Annotated in this window: 18 protein-coding genes and 2 pseudogenes; 16 read left to right on the top strand and 4 right to left on the bottom strand. The window is 44.3% G+C overall.

The window, feature by feature from the left end; all coding sequences use genetic code 11:
• Positions 1-5 precede the first annotated feature (5 nt).
• The 9 genes and pseudogenes from paaF to Xkoz_RS06365 all read left to right on the top strand — a co-directional run.
• Positions 6-794: a 2,3-dehydroadipyl-CoA hydratase PaaF gene (paaF, locus tag Xkoz_RS06405; RefSeq protein ID WP_099141378.1), complete on the top strand. Its 789-nt coding sequence runs from the start codon at positions 6-8 to the stop codon at positions 792-794.
• Positions 795-796: 2 nt separating this feature from the next.
• Positions 797-1,585, top strand: coding sequence for a 2-(1,2-epoxy-1,2-dihydrophenyl)acetyl-CoA isomerase PaaG (paaG, locus tag Xkoz_RS06400; RefSeq protein ID WP_099141377.1), 789 nt, complete (start codon positions 797-799; stop codon positions 1,583-1,585).
• Between the two features lie 2 nt (positions 1,586-1,587).
• Positions 1,588-3,201, top strand: coding sequence for a 3-hydroxyacyl-CoA dehydrogenase (locus Xkoz_RS06395; RefSeq protein ID WP_099141376.1), 1,614 nt, complete (start codon positions 1,588-1,590; stop codon positions 3,199-3,201).
• Complete coding sequence (paaI, locus tag Xkoz_RS06390) at positions 3,191-3,664, top strand: hydroxyphenylacetyl-CoA thioesterase PaaI (protein ID WP_099141375.1); 474 nt, start codon at positions 3,191-3,193, stop codon at positions 3,662-3,664. Before Xkoz_RS06395 ends, paaI begins: the two co-directional genes overlap by 11 nt.
• Positions 3,664-4,878 (top strand): 3-oxoadipyl-CoA thiolase, encoded by a 1,215-nt coding sequence (pcaF, locus tag Xkoz_RS06385; RefSeq protein ID WP_099141416.1) that lies wholly within the window; start codon positions 3,664-3,666, stop codon positions 4,876-4,878. The genes paaI and pcaF overlap by 1 nt, the downstream gene beginning before the upstream one ends.
• Before the next feature lie 248 nt (positions 4,879-5,126).
• Positions 5,127-6,458, top strand: coding sequence for a phenylacetate--CoA ligase PaaK (gene paaK, locus Xkoz_RS06380; protein WP_099141374.1), 1,332 nt, complete (start codon positions 5,127-5,129; stop codon positions 6,456-6,458).
• Positions 6,459-6,628: 170 nt separating this feature from the next.
• Positions 6,629-7,576 carry a phenylacetic acid degradation operon negative regulatory protein PaaX gene (paaX, locus tag Xkoz_RS06375; RefSeq protein ID WP_099141373.1) on the top strand — a complete coding sequence of 316 codons (948 nt, stop codon included), beginning with the start codon at positions 6,629-6,631 and terminating at the stop codon, positions 7,574-7,576.
• A 139-nt stretch (positions 7,577-7,715) separates the two neighbouring features.
• On the top strand, positions 7,716-8,258 hold the full coding sequence (locus Xkoz_RS06370; RefSeq protein ID WP_099141372.1) for a dihydrofolate reductase family protein: 543 nt from the start codon (positions 7,716-7,718) through the stop codon (positions 8,256-8,258).
• 291 nt (positions 8,259-8,549) lie between these two features.
• Positions 8,550-8,744 (top strand): annotated as a pseudogene (locus Xkoz_RS06365) (transposase); the annotation flags it as partial.
• A 254-nt stretch (positions 8,745-8,998) separates the two neighbouring features.
• Here the strand turns inward: Xkoz_RS06365 and Xkoz_RS06360 are convergent.
• Positions 8,999-9,592, bottom strand: a complete 594-nt coding sequence (locus Xkoz_RS06360) for an ATP-dependent Clp protease proteolytic subunit (RefSeq protein ID WP_099141371.1) — start codon at positions 9,590-9,592, stop codon at positions 8,999-9,001.
• A gap of 257 nt (positions 9,593-9,849) precedes the next feature.
• Here Xkoz_RS06360 and Xkoz_RS21545 point away from each other — a divergent pair.
• The 7 genes and pseudogenes from Xkoz_RS21545 to Xkoz_RS06320 form a co-directional block, all read left to right on the top strand.
• A pseudogene (locus Xkoz_RS21545) lies at positions 9,850-9,972 on the top strand (IS5/IS1182 family transposase); the annotation flags it as partial.
• Positions 9,973-10,265: 293 nt separating this feature from the next.
• Entirely contained in the window at positions 10,266-11,699 is a 1,434-nt protein-coding gene (gene treB / locus Xkoz_RS06350; RefSeq protein ID WP_099141370.1) for a PTS trehalose transporter subunit IIBC, read from the top strand.
• An 18-nt stretch (positions 11,700-11,717) separates the two neighbouring features.
• Positions 11,718-13,382: an alpha,alpha-phosphotrehalase gene (treC, locus tag Xkoz_RS06345; RefSeq protein ID WP_099141369.1), complete on the top strand. Its 1,665-nt coding sequence runs from the start codon at positions 11,718-11,720 to the stop codon at positions 13,380-13,382.
• 250 nt (positions 13,383-13,632) lie between these two features.
• Positions 13,633-14,982, top strand: coding sequence for a PI-PLC domain-containing protein (locus Xkoz_RS06340; RefSeq protein ID WP_099141368.1), 1,350 nt, complete (start codon positions 13,633-13,635; stop codon positions 14,980-14,982).
• Positions 14,983-15,048: 66 nt separating this feature from the next.
• Positions 15,049-15,588 carry a hypothetical protein gene (locus Xkoz_RS06335; protein ID WP_244183410.1) on the top strand — a complete coding sequence of 180 codons (540 nt, stop codon included), beginning with the start codon at positions 15,049-15,051 and terminating at the stop codon, positions 15,586-15,588.
• Positions 15,589-15,915, top strand: a complete 327-nt coding sequence (locus tag Xkoz_RS06330) for a lysozyme inhibitor LprI family protein (protein ID WP_099141366.1) — start codon at positions 15,589-15,591, stop codon at positions 15,913-15,915.
• A gap of 360 nt (positions 15,916-16,275) precedes the next feature.
• The gene (locus Xkoz_RS06320) at positions 16,276-17,181 is read left to right on the top strand and encodes a YopJ family acetyltransferase (RefSeq protein WP_099141365.1); all 906 of its coding nucleotides are present in this window, start codon (positions 16,276-16,278) and stop codon (positions 17,179-17,181) included.
• A gap of 53 nt (positions 17,182-17,234) precedes the next feature.
• Here Xkoz_RS06320 and Xkoz_RS06315 read toward each other — a convergent pair whose 3' ends face one another.
• Genes Xkoz_RS06315 through Xkoz_RS06305 form a run of 3 tightly spaced genes read right to left on the bottom strand, consistent with a single transcriptional unit; the run spans position 17,235 to position 20,009 of the window.
• Complete coding sequence (locus Xkoz_RS06315; protein ID WP_099141364.1) at positions 17,235-18,086, bottom strand: hypothetical protein; 852 nt, start codon at positions 18,084-18,086, stop codon at positions 17,235-17,237.
• 46 nt (positions 18,087-18,132) lie between these two features.
• Complete coding sequence (locus tag Xkoz_RS22580; RefSeq protein WP_244183409.1) at positions 18,133-19,728, bottom strand: hypothetical protein; 1,596 nt, start codon at positions 19,726-19,728, stop codon at positions 18,133-18,135.
• A gap of 11 nt (positions 19,729-19,739) precedes the next feature.
• Positions 19,740-20,009 (bottom strand): PAAR domain-containing protein, encoded by a 270-nt coding sequence (locus tag Xkoz_RS06305; RefSeq protein ID WP_099141363.1) that lies wholly within the window; start codon positions 20,007-20,009, stop codon positions 19,740-19,742.
• Between the last annotated feature and the right edge of the window lie 10 nt (positions 20,010-20,019).

Below are 20,019 nucleotides of genomic sequence, written 5' to 3'. Positions count from 1 at the left end.
CCACTATGAGTCAGGAGTGGATTTTATGCCACCAGCAGCAAAGGGTGCGCACATTGACCCTAAACCGGCCAGAAGTGCGCAATGCCCTGAGTAATGACTGTCTGGAACAACTCGTGCAGCAATTGGAATTGGCGGAGGCGGATCACGGCACAGGCGCCATTGTGATTACCGGCGCTGCTATGACGGGATCGGCACACTGTTTTGCGGCGGGGGCCGACCTGAGAGAACTCCAACAACAAAACGTTGCTACCGCCATGACGGATCGCCGCCCACAGCTCTGGCAACGTTTAAACAATATCAGCAAGCCCCTGATCGCGGCGGTCAATGGCTACGCCCTTGGCGCGGGCTGCGAACTGGCATTGGCTTGTGATTTGGTGATTTGTGGAGAAAACGCCCGTTTTGGTCTGCCAGAAATCACCTTGGGGCTGATGCCAGGGGCGGGGGGCACGCAACGACTCATCCGCAGCGTTGGTAAGGCATTAGCTTACCAGATGGTATTAACCGGCGAGGCTATCGATGCGCAACGCGCTCAAGAGGCGGGGTTGGTCAGCGAAGTTTGCACGGATGCCCTGACCTTAGAACGTGCCGAGCAGATAGCACAACGCATCAGTGAATTTTCCCCTCTGGCACTGCGGGCAGCCAAGGCCGCCCTCAAAGCCGCACAAGAAACAAGCCTGTCACAAGGGTTACTTGCCGAACGCCAGCACTTTGTTGCGTTGGCCGGCACCTCCGATCGCCAGGAAGGCATCAGCGCCTTTCTGGAAAAACGTCAACCAACATTCAAAGGGTTCTAAACATGTCAACGGTACTCACTGATATCACAGCCGGTGTCCTTAGCATTACCCTCAACCGTCCAGAATGCCTCAATAGCTTCAACGAGGAACTGCACCAACAATTAAGCCGGGCAATGGAGATTGCTGAACAGGATAAGTCGGTACGTTGTGTCTTGCTCACCGGAGCCGGCCGCGGTTTCTGTGCCGGCCAAGATTTAAATGATCGCAATGCCATCATTACCGAGGGTGAGATCCCTGATCTCGGCCAATCGGTTGAACGCGACTATAATCCCCTGATCCGGCGTATGACCTCCTTGCCTAAGCCCATCGTCTGCGCCGTTAACGGGGTAGCGGCAGGTGCAGGGGTTTCCCTTGCCCTGGCCTGTGACATTGTTATTGCCTCCCGTACCGCCAGCTTTATTCAGGCATTTTGTCGCATTGGCCTGACCCCCGATTCTGGCGGGAGCCACTTCCTGCCCCATAAGATTGGGCAAGCGCGGGCAATGGGAATGGCACTTTTGGGCGATAAAATCAGCGCTGAACAAGCACTGGATTGGGGAATGATCTGGCAAGTCGTTGAGCCAGAAGAGTTGGAAGACAAAGCACAAAAACTCGCCCAACATCTGGCTACCCAGCCTACCGTAGCCCTTGGCTGCATCAAGCAAGCCACCTATGCCGCCGCAACCAATACGCTGGAACAACAGCTTGCTCTCGAACGTGATTTACAACGCCGATGCGGGCATAGCGAAGATTTTCGGGAAGGCATTAGTGCGTTCATTGAAAAACGCCAGCCAACGTTCAAGGGGAAATGATCATGAACGCGCCTCACCTCCACGGCCCCATCGCCGTTATTGGGGCGGGAACAATGGGTATCGGCATTGCCCAGGTTGCAGCTCAAGCAGGACATGCTGTCCTGCTGTTTGATACCCATGATGACGCTGTACCTCAGGCACTGAATAACTTACGCACCCGCCTGCATCAACGCGTAGCGACAGGCAAAGCAGACGCCAGCGCAACCGAAGCCCTGTTACAGCGCATCACTCAGGTGAATTCGTTACATGCATTGGCACCGTGTGGGTTGGTGATTGAAGCCATTGTCGAACAACTGGACGCGAAACAACATCTCTTCCAACGACTGGAATCCATTTGTTCACCCCAAACCCTGTTGGTCAGCAACACCTCATCATTGTCGATTACCGCCATTGCCCGTGTTCTGTCTGTACCACAACGCATGGCAGGGTTACATTTCTTCAATCCCGCCCCCTTGATGAAACTGGTGGAAATTGTGCAAGGCCTAGAAACATCGTCCCAGACCGTGGAGACACTGAAGGCTCTGGTGATTGGCTGGAAAAAACAGCCGGTGATTTGCCGCTCTACGCCAGGGTTTATCGTCAATCGCATCGCCCGGCCATTCTATGCTGAAACCCTGCGCGCACTGGAAGAGCAGCTTGCCACGCCCGCCACACTGGATGCCGTCCTCAAAGAATCGGGCGGTTTCGCGATGGGGCCACTCCAACTGATGGATTTGATCGGCCATGACATTAATTACACCGTGACGGAATCCCTGTTCCATGCCTTCCATTACGATCCCCGTTTTCAGCCTTCGTTGCTGCAAAAAGAGCTGGTGGATGCCGATCATCTCGGACGCAAGCGCGGGCGTGGTTTCTACTTCTATGACATAAAGGGAAACAGCGGAAAAAAAGCGGCGTTATCACCCCCCCAAATAGCGCCAAAACGCACTAAAGCACAAAAACAACCCGGTCGGGTCAAGGCGACAGGGAATTGGCCGGCATTACCGCATTTTGTTGCCCTGTTACAACAGCCTGAATTGCAGCAATATGGCATTATCTTCGAAGAAAACCAAAATGACCGTTTCCATTCCCCAACCTTACAGATCGATGACATCCTCCTGATCCTGACCAAAGGGAGAACCTGTACCCAAATTGCCGACGAAGTCAGGGCGCCCGTGATGCAGTTTGATCTTTCGGCTAATCACCAATCGGCCTCCATCATCACCCTGAGTGCTGCCTGCCAAAATACGCCCCAACAAACAGCAAAGGTGGTGGGCTTTCTGCAATCTCTCGGTAAGCAGGTCATTCACCTGCCGGATTATCCTGCCCTGCTAACGATGCGTACTGTTGCCATGTTATGTAACGAAGCACTGGATGCCGTCAATAAAGGTATCGCCAGTGTTGAAGATATCGATCTGGCGATGCGCTACGGTGTGAATTATCCCATCGGCCCGCTGGCATGGGGTGAACAACTGGGTTGGAAACATATTTTCAGCACACTGGAAAATTTGCAGAAATTCTATGGGGAACCCCGTTACCGCCCAGCCCCCTTATTACGCCAACTGGCGTCAGGGCATGCCCAACTCCCCGCCCAGCCAGCCCCAAAACACCCAAAAGGGGATGACCATGCAAAATAAAAAGAGTCGTCACGCTGCACGCCATCACATTGAAGCCCTGTATGCGCAAGATGCCTGCGCCCAAACGATGGGAATGCACATTGAGCACATTGACGTCGGGTTAGCCCGACTCAACATGAAGATCCTGCCCCATATGCTCAATGGCCATCAACGTTGTCACGGTGGTATTTTGTTCAGTCTGGCAGATACGGCTTTCGCCTATGCCTGCAACAGCGAGGGGCTGGCCGCCGTCTCTTCTGGCGGCAGTATTGATTTTATCTGTCCGGTATTGCTTGGTGATCAACTGACTGCCACCGCTTCCGTTCGGCATCAAGGCAAAAACACCGGCTTGTACGACGTGGAAATCACCAATCAGGATGGCAACGTTGTGGCTTTGTTCCGTGGCTACGCCTATCGTCTCAGCCCCCCTATTTCAGCCAAAACAGTGGAAGAAACTCAGAAAAACCGGCGGGGAGAGCAATGATGAACCACGCATTTATCTGTGACGGTCTTCGCACACCTATCGGTCGTTATGGCGGTGCGCTATCCAACCTGCGGGCTGACGATCTGGCTGCCCTGCCACTTCGGGCATTGATGACGCGTTATCCCACATTGGATTGTGAACACATTGATGACGTGATCCTCGGCTGCGCCAACCAAGCGGGAGAAGATAACCGCAACGTCGCCCGCATGGCCACGTTGTTAGCGGGCTTACCCTATGCGATCTCTGGCACGACAGTGAATCGGTTATGTGGCTCTGGCCTGGATGCACTGGCCTTTGCCGCGCGTAGCATTAAATCCAGTGACGCCCAACTGATATTAGCGGGGGGCGTTGAATCCATGACCCGTGCCCCTTTTGTGATGGGTAAAGCAGACAAGGGGTTCAGCCGGCAGGCTGAGATCTTTGATACCACCCTTGGCTGGCGCTTTATTAATCCTTTGCTGCACCAGCAATTTGGCACAGACTCTATGCCAGAAACGGCAGAAAATGTCGCCGCCCAGTTTCAAATTAGCCGTGAAGATCAGGATACCTTCGCCCTACGCAGCCAGCAACGAGCCGCCAGTGCGCAACGGCGTGGCGTACTGGCCGAAGAAATCATCCCTGTGACTCTGCCTCCCGCCACCCCAAAAGGCGTCGCAGCGGTCATCTCACAGGATGAACATCCTCGGCCAGAGACGACTTTCGAACAACTGCAACGGCTCAAAACCCCATTCCGTCCAGACGGCACCATCACTGCCGGTAACGCTTCCGGCGTCAACGATGGTGCTGCGGCGCTCATCATCGCCTCAGAAACGGCGGCATTACGCCAAGGGCTGACACCACGGGCACGCATTGTCGCAACCGCAACATGTGGTGTTGAGCCTCGTATCATGGGCATCGGGCCACTCCCGGCGACTCGCAAGGTACTGGAACTCACCGGCTTAACGCTCAACCATATGGACGTGATTGAACTTAATGAGGCTTTTGCCGCACAGTCACTGGCGGTGATACGCCAATTGGGATTACCGGACGATGCAGAGCATGTAAACCCAAATGGCGGGGCGATTGCACTGGGGCATCCTCTGGGGATGAGCGGCGCCCGTCTTGCACTGACAGCAACCCTTGAACTGGAACGACGTGCCGGACGTTACGCCTTATGCACCCTGTGCATCGGTGTGGGACAAGGCATCGCCATGATTATTGAGCGTATTTCATAGCAGCAATTTTTATATACCAATCCAACTTCAAGTTGCAGGTTGCAAACCCATGAGAGTATTTATATCTCCCCGCGGCGCGGGGAGATATAAGACGCATCTTGAAAGGAGACTGGTATAACAACAATTTACAACAACAAACAACAGAGAGACGATTACCTGACTTAACCAGTATCTGCGTATCTCTACCTATACATACCTGACGACACAAACACCCTGTTACAAACAAATCAACAAAAGGACAGGAAACGATGAGCAACAACGTACAAAACTTAAAAAAATCCGCTGAGCAACCGCTGGACTCGATTGAATTTGCTTCACGTGATGAGATTCAGGCGTGGCAATTTAAACAGATGAAATGGACCCTCAACCACGCCTATAACAATGTTCCCATGTACCGCCAAAAATTTGATGCAGCCGGAGTCCATCCCAGCGATTTCAAGCAACTCAGTGACATCACCCAATTTCCTTACACCACCAAACACGATCTGCGGGAACACTACCCTTTTGACACCTTCGCCGTCCCGATGGAACAGGTCGTGCGCATCCACGCATCATCTGGCATGACAGGAAGCCCTACCGTCGTCGGATATACCCAGCGGGATATCGACACTTGGACAAATATCATCGCCCGCTGCCTGCGCTTTGCCGGAGTCAGTGCCAAAGATAAAGTGCATGTCGCCTACGGTTACGGCCTGTTCACCGGCGGTTTGGGGGCACACTATGGTGCGGAACGACTGGGCGCAACCGTGATCCCGATGTCCAGTGGCAACACCGTAAAACAGGCAAAACTGATTATGGATTTCAAACCTGACATCATTATGATGACGCCTTCTTACTGCCTGACGTTACTGGATGAGCTGGAGCGCCAGATGGGAGGAGATGCCAGCACCTGCTCCTTACGTATAGGCATCTTTGGCGCAGAGCCGTGGACGGCTGCCTTGCGTACTGAAATTGAAACCCGCATGGGTATCAAGGCATTGGATATCTACGGCCTGTCCGAAGTGATGGGACCGGGCGTTGCGATGGAATCACTGGAATACGCCGACGGCTCGACTATTTGGGAAGATCATTTCTATCCCGAAGTGATTGATCCTGACAACCTGAATAACCTGCCAGAGGGCGAAACCGGAGAACTCCTTCTCACCACCCTGAGCAAAGAAGCCATGCCGGTGATCCGTTACCGCACCCGCGACCTGACACGCCTCTTACCCGGTACGGCGCGGAATATGCGGCGTATGGACAGGATCACCGGCCGCTCCGATGACATGCTAATTATCCGCGGTATCAACGTTTTTCCATCACAAATAGAAGAACAGATCATGCGCCTGCCAGAACTCTCCCCCCACTACCAATTGGAAGTCAATCGCGAGGATAACTATGACTGCCTGTCAGTCAAAGTTGAACTGAAAGAACCCGATCTGCTGGACGATGAACAACGTTGCAATCTCTGTCACCAATTATGCCATCACATAAAATCGACCGTAGGGCTTAACACCGATGTCCGCATCGTCAATAGGGGTGTGATCCCACGTTCAGAAGGCAAGGCGGTGCGGGTGATCGACAACCGGCCACGTAAATAACCTTTTGCCACCGCAAGTGACATGAGGTGAAACGGCGGTGGCACCTTTTCCCAATGAAATTTTTCCTAACAGGGTGTTGCTCCAAAGGGTTTTTTCTAAGCATATCGATCAAGCTCATCGATACAGTTATGCTAATGTCATGACCCACCTTTGCGCAGATCACAGAAACTATGGCACACAAACTTGATGACTTTATCCAACATGCCCTCAACGCACAGCCTATCAGCGGAACATCGCTGATCATCTCCCTGTATGGGGATGCCCTTAGTCACCGTGGCGGTGAAGTCTGGCTGGGGAGTTTGAGTCTCTTGCTGGAACCGATGGGGTTTAGTGACCGTTTCGTGAGAACATCCGTATTCAGGCTGCAAAAAGAGGGGTGGCTGACGGTAGAAAAACTGGGGCGACGCAGTTATTACCGTATCGCTGAGCGGGGAATACATCAATTTCGTCATGCCGAGGATAAAATCTATCTCAGTGAGCAACCAAAATGGGATGGCAAGTGGGATCTGCTGCTATTGGCAGGCACTGCCAAAAATCAGCGTAACCGCCTGAAAAAAGAGTTGGACTGGCTTGGGTTCGCACAATTTAGCAATACCCTGATGGCGGCACCAAGCCATTCCCAAAGAGATATTCCCGCCCTCTTGGGGAAACTCAACGCCAGCGATTCCGTTATCTATTTCCGGGCTGATTATCCTTACCCGCATTCGGAACAGAGCCTGAAAGAACTCGTCGCTGTCAATTGGTCACTGGAGCAGGTGTCACAGCATTATCACAAATTTATCGTTTTTTTCCGGCCATTAATGGCACTCCTGCGGGATTGCCATGAGGCCGACCTGACACCAGAACGCTGTTTCCAGTTGCGCCTACTGCTGATCCACTTTTTCCGCCGCATCGTGCTGCGCGATCCGCTGCTGCCGGATGCCCTGCTCCCCGCACAATGGGAGGGGCAAATTGCCCGTAATTTGTGTATCAATATTTATCAGTCCATTGGCCTCGCTGCGACACGCTACGTCAGCGAACGTTGCGAAACGACCATTGGTCAATTACCTCAACCCTCCGCCGCGTATTACCGCCGTTTTGGCGGGTTGCACCGTGAAATGGGCGTCCATTCCCAATAGACTTCGAGAGGAAAACATTACGCACAGCGGTAGAACCCGACCGCAAGCGCATGGTGATAAACCAGGATTTGATCCCTAAAAACCAGCTATAAGTTATTCTAAGTTGCCAATATTTTTAAATCTACAATGGAGGGAAATCATGTCAAAACTTATCTATTATGTCGCCGCCACCATGGATGGTTACATCGCTACTCAAGACCATGAATTAGGTTGGTTATATGATTACCCGCCAGGTGATGATGCCACTCCTTATGATGCGTTTTATCAAAATATCGGTGCCACAATTATGGGGGCAGGAACCTATGAATGGATTATGAAAAACGCCGCAGGTGAATGGCCGTATCGAAATATTCCCTCTTTTATCCTCTCGTCAAGAAACTTAACAATTTCTGCTGATATTAATGCCGCTGTCACCCAAGATAGTCCCCAAAATATTGCTATCCAGGCAAGAGCCGCAGCCAAGGGAAAAGATGTTTGGCTGATTGGGGGAGGAAAAACCGCCGCAAGTTTTGCCGATGCCGGAGAGTTACAACAACTGTTTATTACCACCGTGCCGGTCTTTTTAGGTTCGGGAATTCCAGTCCTGCCCGTTAGCCAGACGGTTTCTGTGACGCCGAATCAGCAAAAATGTCTACGAAATGGCGTAATTGAAACCATCATGGATATAAAATTGACGAAATGAAAATGAATGATATTTTGCGCTGTTACAAGGTGCAGCGAGACAACCCTATTCAAAAATCACCCTAAAACTATCCACGCGGGTTGTGACTCGATAGGGTACAAATTTTTCCAACCAGTATCATAAACCCATATCCCATAGCTATTAGGGGCGGTGGACGTTTTGTGAAGGGAATTTGAACGGCACGATGATCTGGTATCATTGTTTTCGCCAAAAAACGGTTACCTTGAGAAGAACTATTAAGGGTTACGATAGCGAAGCTTTCCGAAAAATCGTCAAACGAGAAGGTGCGCCCCACCGTTCCCGACTGAGGTGATGGTTCGCATCATTATTCTGAAAAATTTCCATAATCTTTCCGATGAAAAGATGGAATATCAATTACTTGACCGAATGAGCGGGCAACGCTTTTGTCGCCTGACCGATGTCATTAATATCCCAGACCGTAACACGATTTGGTGTTTCGAAAAACGAATTGGGCAGGCAGGTGCATTGATAGATATTAGTTTTGAGTATTTTAAATATCACAGAATCTATGCAAAATTAGATGTTTTAAATGTAGGCTCTAAAAAATTAGTTGAAAAATCAGGAATGCGTCAAGAAGCACATTTATTACAAAACGAGCGTGTTAATGGAATATGGAGTGATATGTATATATATGCAATTCTGAGAGATGAGTGGAAATCGCCTATGTTTTTAAAAAAACAGGATATAATGGATGAGCTTTTGCCCACCCTTGTTATTATTCATCTGTAATTAATATCTTCCCACTTGGTTATTATTTTCCCTACAATTCCATATTCAGTAGCCTGTTTAGGACGCATCCAATAATTTCTATCAGTATCTTTTTCTACCTTCTCTACCGGTTGTCCTGTGGCATCACTGATAAGCTGATTTATCCGACTACGTATCAACAAGAATTCTCTTGCTTCAATTTCAATATCAGATGCTCTTCCTTCATATCCTCCTAAAGGTTGGTGTATCATAAAACGAGTATTTGGAAGTGAGTAACGATTTTCTTTTTTGGCAGCAAGAAAAATAGTAATGCCGGCACTTGCAACCCAACCGGTTCCTATTATAAATACCTCTGGTTTTATAAATTTAATCAAGTCATGGATAGTATCACCAGCTTCAACATGTCCACCCTGACTATTAATAAAAATCTTGATTGGCTCGTTACTTATTTCTTGTAAAATTAGTAACTGTGTTGTTACCCTTTCAGCTAGTTTTTGATTAATTTCGCCAGAAATAATAATACATCTGGACTTTAATAAATGACTTTGCTCATAGAGGATCTCTTTAGAAATTTCAGGGGACTCTTTTGATGATTCTTCTAACATAATACAGACCTCTTATACTTGAATTGAGTAAAAGCAGATTTAACTTTATGTTCCGAGTGTGACTATATTTCTTATGTTAAAAATTCACCAATAAAATTTTCAAATTATTAGCGGCGGTGGACGTTTTGTGAAGGGAATTTGAACGGTATGATGATCTGGTATCATTGTTTTCGCCAAAAAAGAGTATAGTCTCACTTTCGAAAGCATTCTTTCCCGCATGAGAACCGGGATCCCATAGCGGGACTTACCTGACTAATTTGGAAAATGCGTTCGCCATAATTAAACATTTTCCAGTAATAGCAACAAGATACGATAAATTAGAACAAAATTACGCCAGCATGTTGGCACTGGCGTTTATCGTTGTCTGTCTGCCAATGTGAGTAGAATAAATGATGAACACAAAACGTTAACAAACCCTAAAATTACCAAAGAAATTGAAAATCTTATAATAGCCAGCACGACGAATATAAAAAACCCTTTAATTTCAAATTAATGGCGTAAAATGTGATCTAAAACTCAAACAAAGCATCTTTTCATATTCAAACTCTAAAAATCTGTCTAGGATTAACTGGCTATTACTTCAGTCTATTTATTATCTCATCACGAGCGTAATCATTCTGTTAATCGCAAAACCCCATTATTTATAACTCCTGCCATACAAAGGAGAAAAGGCATGAAGAAAAAACAAATAAATCAAAAGGATATTGATAATCTTATTACCCTGATTGGTGGTAAAGAGAATATCGCTTCCGTCAGTCATTGTATCACCCGCCTCAGATTCGTTCTTAATACACCAGAAAATGCCGATGCCAAAGCTATTGAAGAGTTACCCATGGTTAAGGGGTGCTTCACCAATGCCGGCCAATTTCAGGTGGTGATTGGGACGAATGTGGATGTCTATTATAAAGCGCTGCTTGAAACCACGGGAAAACAATCCGTTAATAAAGAAGAAGTTAAACAAGCTGCTCGCCAAAATATGAAATGGTATGAAAATGCAATTTCACATTTTGCTGAGATCTTTTTCCCACTACTCCCTGCCCTGATCAGCGGCGGTTTAGTCCTCGGTTTTCGTAACCTGATCGGAGATATCCCATTTAGTGAAGGCAAATCGCTCGCGCAACTCTACCCTGTCTGGCAGAGTGTTTATGATTTTCTCTGGCTAATCGGTGAAGCGGTATTCTTCTACCTGCCTGTGGGTATCTGCTGGTCTGCCGTCAAAAAGATGGGCGGAACCCCCATTCTGGGGATTATTCTCGGCATTACCCTGGTTTCCCCACAATTGATGAATGCTTACCTGCTTGGGCAACAAACGCCCGAAGTCTGGAATTTCGGTTGGTTTACCATTTCTAAAGTCGGTTATCAGGCACAGGTTATTCCTTCCCTGTTAGCCGGCCTGACGTTGGGATGGATTGAAACGCGGCTGAAAAAATGGGTGCCAGATTACCTCTATCTTGTGATTGTCCCGGTGACTTCCTTAATACTGGCCGTCTTCCTTGCCCATGCCCTGATAGGCCCTGCCGGACGCGCTATCGGGGATGGTGTTGCTTGGGCGGTCAAAGGGCTAATGACCGGTAGCTTTGCTCCTATCGGAGCCGCTTTGTTTGGTTTCTTCTACGCGCCGCTGGTGATCACCGGTGTACACCAAACAACGCTGGCAATCGACCTGCAAATGATCCAAAGCACCGGAGGCACCCCAATCTGGCCTATTATCGCGCTATCGAATATCGCCCAAGGTTCTGCCGTTGCCGGCATTATCTGGGCCAGCAAGAAACAAAAAGAGCGCGAGATTTCTGTTCCTGCGGCAATTTCAGCCTACCTGGGGGTAACTGAACCCGCCATGTATGGTATCAACCTTAAATACCGTTACCCGATGTTCTGCGCAATGATTGGCTCAGCTATCGCTGGACTGGTTTGCGGACTCAACCATGTCACTGCCAATGGCATCGGCGTTGGAGGAATACCAGGAATTCTTTCAATCAAGCCGCAGTTCTGGATGACTTATCTGATTGCTATGCTCATCGCGATTATTGTGCCATTACTCCTGACCGTTCTGGCTTATCGTAGAAATGAACGCAAGGCGATCTTACTCAATGAACAGGCCAATTAATTTTGTAGGTATCTCTTTATGACGGAACAAAAACCCTGGTGGATGGATAGCGTTATCTACCAAATTTATCCAAAGAGTTTTCAGGATAGTACCGGTAGCGGCACGGGCGATATCAACGGGATCACCCAACGGTTGGATTATTTACAGCGTCTTGGGGTTGAGGCCATTTGGATCACGCCAATTTATCCATCTCCGCAAGTTGATAATGGCTATGATGTCGCCGATTACTGTGCCATCAATCCTGATTATGGCTCCATGGAGGACTTTGATAATTTGGTGCAAAATGCCCATCGCCGTGGCATTCGCATTATTTTGGATATGGTTTTCAATCATACCTCCACCCAACATGCGTGGTTCCAGGCGGCGCAGAACATCGATAGCCCCTACCGCCAGTTTTATATCTGGCGGGATGGTGCTGAAGGTTCCCTGCCCAATAACTGGAAATCCAAATTTGGGGGTAACGCGTGGCAATGGCATGCAGAAAGTCAACAATATTACCTCCACCTGTTTGCCGTTGAACAAGCCGATTTAAATTGGGAGCATGAGCCGGTTCGCGCGGAATTGAAGAAAGTCTGTGAGTTCTGGGCTGATCGTGGGGTTGATGGCTTGCGTCTGGATGTCATTAACCTTGTCTCAAAACAGCAAACTTATCCTGATGATGATCACGGCGATGGCCGTCGATTCTACACCGATGGCCCACGGATACATGAGTTTCTACAAGAAATGAGCCGTGATGTTTTCCAGCCTAAGGGCTTGATGACCGTGGGTGAAATGTCTTCTACCCGCCTTGAGCACTGCCAACGCTATGCTGCCCTGGAGGGGACAGCACTGTCCATGACATTTAATTTTCACCATCTAAAAGTGGATTACCCAAATGGAGAAAAATGGACGCTGGCAAAACCCGATTATGTTGAACTGAAAAAGATTTTCTCAACATGGCAGCAGGGTATGCACCAAAAAGCCTGGAATGCGCTTTTCTGGTGTAATCATGATCAGCCACGCATTGTTTCTCGATTTGGGGATGAACATCAGCACTACAAAACATCTGCCAAAATGCTGGCGATGGTGCTACACGGTATGCAGGGTACGCCTTATATTTATCAGGGTGAAGAGCTGGGCATGACAAACCCTCACTTTACGCGCATTGAGGACTATCGGGATATTGAAAGCCTGAATATGTATCAAGAGCGCATTGAGCAAGGTATGCAAGTCGAGGATATACTGGCAATTTTGGCGCAGAAATCCCGTGATAACAGCCGAACCCCCATGCAGTGGAATAATTCAGCAAACGCCGGTTTTACCACCGGGACGCCGTGGATTGCACCATGCAGTAATTACCCAGAGATCAACGCTGAAACCGTCTTACAGGATGAAGATTCCGTCTTTTATTGCTACCACAATTTGATTAAATTGAGAAAGCAACAGCCGATCCTGACATATGGTGATTACCTGGATTTGCTGCCAGAGCACCCATCACTGTGGTGTTATCTGCGTCGTTGGCAAGATCAAACCTTGCTGGTCATTGCAAACCTCAGTGATGAAACACAACTTTGGTCCCCAGAGCCTTCACTTTTAAGCAAAGCGTGGCAGGTTTTGATCAGCAATTATCCATCTCCTGCAAAGGTAGAGCATGAAATTAAGATCAAACCTTATGAATCAATATATTTAATATCCAAAGGATAATATTATTTATATATCTTCATTTATTATAATTGATTGTTTATAAAATAACTTTAGAAACATCCCTCACTAAAAATAAAGTGAGGGATGTTTTTTTCTTTCAAAGAAAACTTTAAAAGCATAAGGATATTTAATTATTATTTAATGTAAAAACATTATTTAAATCCAACTTGACATTTGACAATCCCTGCTATAATTAAAAGTAACGCACAGAAATAATAACAAATATTACTTTCAATAAGGGGAAATAATCATGTCTCAATATGGAGAATACGCAGATCTCATACTCGTTAATAGTACAAATTCTGTTTGGAAAAAAATATCCGGCACTTCCCAATATGTGGATATTCGAGCCTTACCCGATTCACTTAACCCTAAAGAATGCGCACATACTGCTATTACATGTCATGGCTACGATATAAGCAATTGTAATTTTGACATAAAATATCAAATAATGGATTCAGAAAATAATGCGTTCAGAATACGAGGAAGGTATAAAAACGAGCTTGGACGATTCGATTTAGAAGTCTATCTGGAAAATTTAGAAACAAGCAACCATAAAAAAGGGTCTATCGTCAGTCTTGGCTGGGAACAAAATGGATTCATTCAATTATTTTTTATTGGTGATATTGATAATTATATAGGACCTAATATAAATCCTGAATCCTGGATACAAGAAAACATTAATCTTTTAGGGAACCACCCACTAAGAAAAGTTTGTATCACTGGTTCTCACGATGCTGGAATGAGTGCTGTTACATGGAGTACAAAGTTGGCCTCAGAATGTAACACGTTGACTCAATCAAATAATATTTTAGGCCAGTTGAAATTAGGCATAAGATATTTCGATATTAGGCCAACCCTTAGCGATGGTCAATTTTTTACTGGCCACTTTTTTAAGGCGGGGTTCTTTTATGAAGGCGCAAATGGTGAATCAATTGCATCTATTATTGAGGGAATTAATCAATTTACAGAAACGAATAATGAATTAATTATGATAAAGATTTCCCATTCCCTTAATTTAGATGTAGGTACATTTAGTTCATATCGTCATTTTGATCGAGAACAGTGGTTTGATTTATTTGATAAATTATCTAACATTAAACATTTATACTACAGCGCACCTACAGGGAATGTTGCCGATTTAACGCTCAATACACTGACCGCTAATGGAACTCGCTCAGCCATTTTATTCTTTGTCGATGATAAGAAAGAACCCGATATTGATTTAGGTGAGTATGAAGATGCAGGATTTTTTTCTCTTAGCCAATTAAATATGTATCATCAGTATTCTAATACAAATGACTATTCCGCAATGGCCCACGACCAACTTAAAAAAATGCGTGATCATGCACCAGAGCAATATTTCGAATTAGAGTGGACATTGACCCAGAGCATTTCAGACGCATCGGCATGTCCCACAGGCGCGAGCTTCAGTATTAAAGAATTAGCCGATATCGCAAATAGAGTGTTAACCGAATACCTTTTGCCTAATACCACAAAAACGGAATATCCTAATATTATTCTTATCGATAATGTGAAAGATGCAGCAGCGACAACTTTGGCCTTGGCTATCAATTGGATGGTACTTTATCAAGATTAAAAGATATCTCTGTTAATCTTAATCTTGTCGATAAATAGCCAGAGGGCATGCAGCAGCAGTATATCAATGGCACTCCCATCAAATCTATGCCATACTTTTTTAATCTCAAACAAGGAGTATGCCATTATGTTTTACTCAAGATATTTAACTTATTTGGGGGTCATCAGTTTACTATTCTCTGCCTTTGCACAAGCGCAAGTGCCATCTCAACCCTTATCACCAGACCAGAAAAAATATCTGCAACAGCAAATAAATAAACAAGTTACAGATAAATCTGCCCTATCAATAGTCGAAAGTTGGTCAGAGACTAAAAAAGTGGCAGAATTTATTTGTCGCCCTTTTGCCTTACCTATCATTAAGAAATATTATAAAGACGCTGATAAGGTTTTCCTTGGTGAAGTTTCAGAAGAGAGTATCAGACTCAAATCCCCTTCTGAATTGGTTGGCATCGGTATGTATAGAACCGATGATGGCTGGCACGACATTAAATTCTCCTGCAAATTAGATGCAACCGGCAAAGCCCAGTCATTCCAATTCGAAAAAATTGTACCGCCAAAATTGCAAACCGGGCCTGGTCCAGTTGTTCTTCCCCATAAGGAGAAGTAAATGAAATACTTCTGGCTAATGTTACTCATCTTCTCCCCACTCAGTTTTTCAGCCAGTTTTGACTGTGCAAAAGCCAAGGCACCGGATGAAAAAGCAATTTGTTCAAACCCAAAACTGAATGATCTGGATGTAGAATTAAGCGTGAAATATCATTTTCTGCGGGGATTGTTTGCCATGGGCGTATCTGGCGAAATGTATGATAACCAAACCACATGGCTGAAACAGCGCCAAAAATGCAAGGGAAATACAACCTGTTTATTGCAAAGTTATCGCCAACGCATTCATCAACTTGATAAGCTGTATAATTCAATAGAAAAGCCGATTTGATAGTCAATAATTAAGAACTCAAGGAGCGATTTTCTTTCCTTGAGTTTTGACAAAACAATCATATTAATTATTTTTATAAATATTCAAATGAACTATCTGCCAAAACCCATTTTCACGATTAACGGGAGAGTAGCCAAATTTTTCATATAGCCCATATAATCAAGGTGCCGTTGATGTCACAAGCATCATTCTGCAACAGTATGATTTGTTATGTTCAGAGATGTCTGGCTTATTAAGAAAGCTGAAATCTAAAAATTTTAACTCCTACATAGAACAAAAAATGTTTTTTGGGAAAACTTTTCAATAGTCAAACCAACTAACTTATAAAAATGTTTCAGATAGCTATTGGAGTATTAAGAAATGCTTGATAAAGAATCGCTAAACCAATATATAACTAAAATTCAATCAAATAAAGAAAATAACATTCAATTTAATAACATACAGATGGATATATTAAATTGTAAAATAATATTAAATCATTTTAATACAAGATATTTGGACATGAATGCTCATGATACTATTTTGAATGTGAATCAATTTTTTAAATTAATAACAGATAATTCAACCTTAATAAATAACAAACACAAAAGATTTATTGTTAATGCTGGTGATGGTAGAACACATTTTGCCGCGGCCAATGTTTTTAAAGATGCGCACAATAATATTTCTGTCATTTTTGTTGACTCAAGCCTAGGACATAACCAGTGGATTTTTTCCATATTACATGTTTTACTTAATAATGTTTCTAACATAAAAACACTTTATATTTATAATAAAATACAAAATAGTGATGGAGATTGTCTACTTTTTTCACTTCACTTTTTGAAAAAGATGTATAAATATCGTGATCACTTTGAAAGTCTCCATCAAGATATTTTTCATAATAGAATTAAATTTACCAGAGAAGAAAATGAACCTTTTGATCCAAAAATAGAACTCCCTAATGAGCAATTAGAACAGGCTCGTGTTGTCTATCTCAACAAAGCCATTAAACTATTACCTATTGATTTCTTTAAACATGCGCATTCAATAAAACCCATTAATACTTACTTAGAAAACCATCCTGATGAAACCCGTAAAAAAGTGAATAAATGGCAAGGAGGAGAAACATTGATAGATAGATATCATCGTCATAAAGTGACTCGTATGATTAAACAACAAACCTACAATAACGCTATTGAAGAAAAGCAACGAACCTACAGTAACTCTATTGAAGAAAAAAGACTTAGTCTTGCGCAAGCGGCGCTACGTTGGCTCGGTGAATAATGTATATTTGGCTAATCAGGATTATTCATCATTGATTAGCCAAATTAAGTTAATTATCGTGAGATAACCACTTTGCCATTGATAATGGACAGGTAAGGGCTATAAGTGGCAGTATCACCTGTAATTTTATTATCAAGTAATATAGGAGAACGGCCAAAAGCTCCCTTTTCAAGGCGGAATAAACGACCACCTTTATAGCTAACTAATCTAAAGTTTTCCCATTCCGGATTGACTCTTACAGTGTAATCACCACTATTTAACATTTCTTCAAAGTCCATTGAATTAAAAAATATTCTTGGATTACTATTATCTGCAATAGCCCACTCTTCCCATGCAGGCTTACTCATTTTCCATAATTTATCTAAATCATTATGTGAAAAGGTATCAATAATTTCCTTATAGAAAACTCTAATAGAAGGTAAATCGTTTTCTGATACAGGATTTGCTTTTGTCCACATCCAATCAGGTAATCCATTAATAGAATAAGTTTTTTTTGCTTGATATAGTCCTTTTTCTCCACGAGTTTTAGACATACCTGAAAAATCAAAATCTGCAGAGTTATCAGAAATATGGTTTGGTGAGGAGTGAGTAACAATATCCCCATTATTATCTACAGATAATTTAATATAGCTAACAATTTGACCTTGATCATGCGCAGATGCTTTTCTGATGATTGCTTCACACCATGAATCAGGATTGAATTTTTTAAAATCCTTATCAATGGCTTTTTTCCCCATTGAAACAGAGAATGTATTATTGCCATTTTCTAAAAAGGCAGTAACATTGAATCCACTGGATTCTGTTCCGCTACGGGAATCTACGTTATCCATTGCCATTATCTCATTAAGGCGGACAACACAGACACTCCGGTGTGTATTCATTGATAATAAATACTTATATTCCATATTTGTTTTTCCTGACGCTGAAGCAGTAAATATACATGATAAAATACTAGCCCAAAGAAATTCTGTACGGTGATTCTTCTTTGCTAAGCGGTTTTTGAAATACCCAGTCACGTTCTTTAACTCCTTCTGTATTTTTATTTTGTTCTTCATTTAATACATCTTCATTATCTTTTGATTTTTTATCACCCATTCTAATCCCATACTTCACACTCGCCGATGCCTGAATACCATCATGATAAAGTATTAACTCCATACTTTTCTCTGTAGACGCTAGTGCAACATTTACTTTAGCTGCAATTTGAGCAGAAGCATCAAAATAACCATTAATGGCATAATAACGGACACCACCGCGAATATTCGTTTCGGCTCTGATGCCGAATCCGGTTTCTAAGACGGCATCTTTTTTAAAAGACCAGTCTCCTTTATCATCAGATTCCCAGCCAAACATAACGTTCAAGTCACCACTGAGGATCAAATCTAATTGCGCACCATAAAATGCCCCGTTTTTACCTTGCTTGACCTCTTGTTCGAATTCCTCCCCTTTTTCACGTATTTTAGTAACTAATGTATCGACTTTAAAATAAGCCGCAAATATTTGAATAACATCAGCGCGTAATTCTAAACCTATTAATGGTGTTGCCGTAATATCCGCATTAAATTTACAGAAAAGTTTATAATTATCACTATGTGAAAGTTCATAACCTCCACTAATATTAATTAAAGGATAGATGAGATCTAAATTAATGACCCGGAATTTATCTTGATCATGCCCGAATGCAAGAATATTATTGAGCTTACCAATACTCTCGATGGCGGTATCGATTGGCCCTAACTTCTTTTTGCCTTTCTTGAACTCAAATTCAAGTTCTTTTGACCAGCTACGTGTTTCCGCGCCTTTTTCAGCCGTGATTTCTCCTTCAATGGTTAATGAATTACGCACTTCATAAGGTTTGGTATTTCTGCGCCACCCTTGTGAGCCTTTATACCTCATTCCCTTTTTTCTGTTGGTCTCTTTTTGCTGTTGTCTTCTTTGCTCATCAGTATATTTTTCAATTTCTTCTGCGGCGCCAATAGCAACGTTAAACGCCTGCCTTTCATTAAGATATAGGTGGATATTTGTACCGAGAATAGTTTTATTTCCCAACGTCGTTCGCCTAATAATTCCAGGCAGATCAATTGTTTTATCGACTAAGGGTTTTCCGGCACACTCATCTACTCGAATATAATAATTTTCGCTCTCTAGTTGAGAATAAAAATCCTTTTCTAAAAAACGACGTAAAAGAACGATAGGGCTGTTATCCAAGACAGAAAAAGAGTCAGTTTTCTTTGAGTAACTCAATTTCCCCGTATACGGTTTATTCGGTGAAAATTGGGCAATGGGCTGACTTTTTTCATTAGATAAATTTCCAATAGGACACCGTGAGTTATGCGATATACAGCCTTTACTGATTGACGTTAATGTTATAGGGACTTGGGGTATTTCACCCTCCTTGGGTTTATCAACGACATAATGAAGCTGGTATGGAAACAAAAATTGCTGATAACTAATGGTCTTATCACCTAATTTGATATCAATCTTATGTGTACAATCATCTGGATTGTCGCAATCACATATTGCCGAACCGGCTTTTGTTGAGGTCATTATCTTTCTCCTTAACCAATGTTGACGCTGCCACCACCAATAACAACGCCGCCACAATCCACGGCGTCTCCGGTTCTGGCGGCAGGTTTCCCTTCGATAAATACGGAACCAGAGCCACCTGAAATGGCACGTGGATGTGAACAGTGAGATGCCAAAGCATCACCTTGTCGGGCAAGATAAGCCCCATCCACTTTGACCGTACTGGCTCCGGCAATAACGGGAGTCGCGGAACAATCGCCATGCCCTGTGCCGGTATCACCAATTTTGACTGCATTCCCCATCGTGTTTCCC

Source organism: Xenorhabdus kozodoii (genome assembly GCF_002632875.1).
GTDB lineage: Bacteria > Pseudomonadota > Gammaproteobacteria > Enterobacterales > Enterobacteriaceae > Xenorhabdus > Xenorhabdus kozodoii.
Note: the sequence above shows the minus strand (reverse complement) of the source record. Positions and strands in the feature narration are given on the sequence as shown.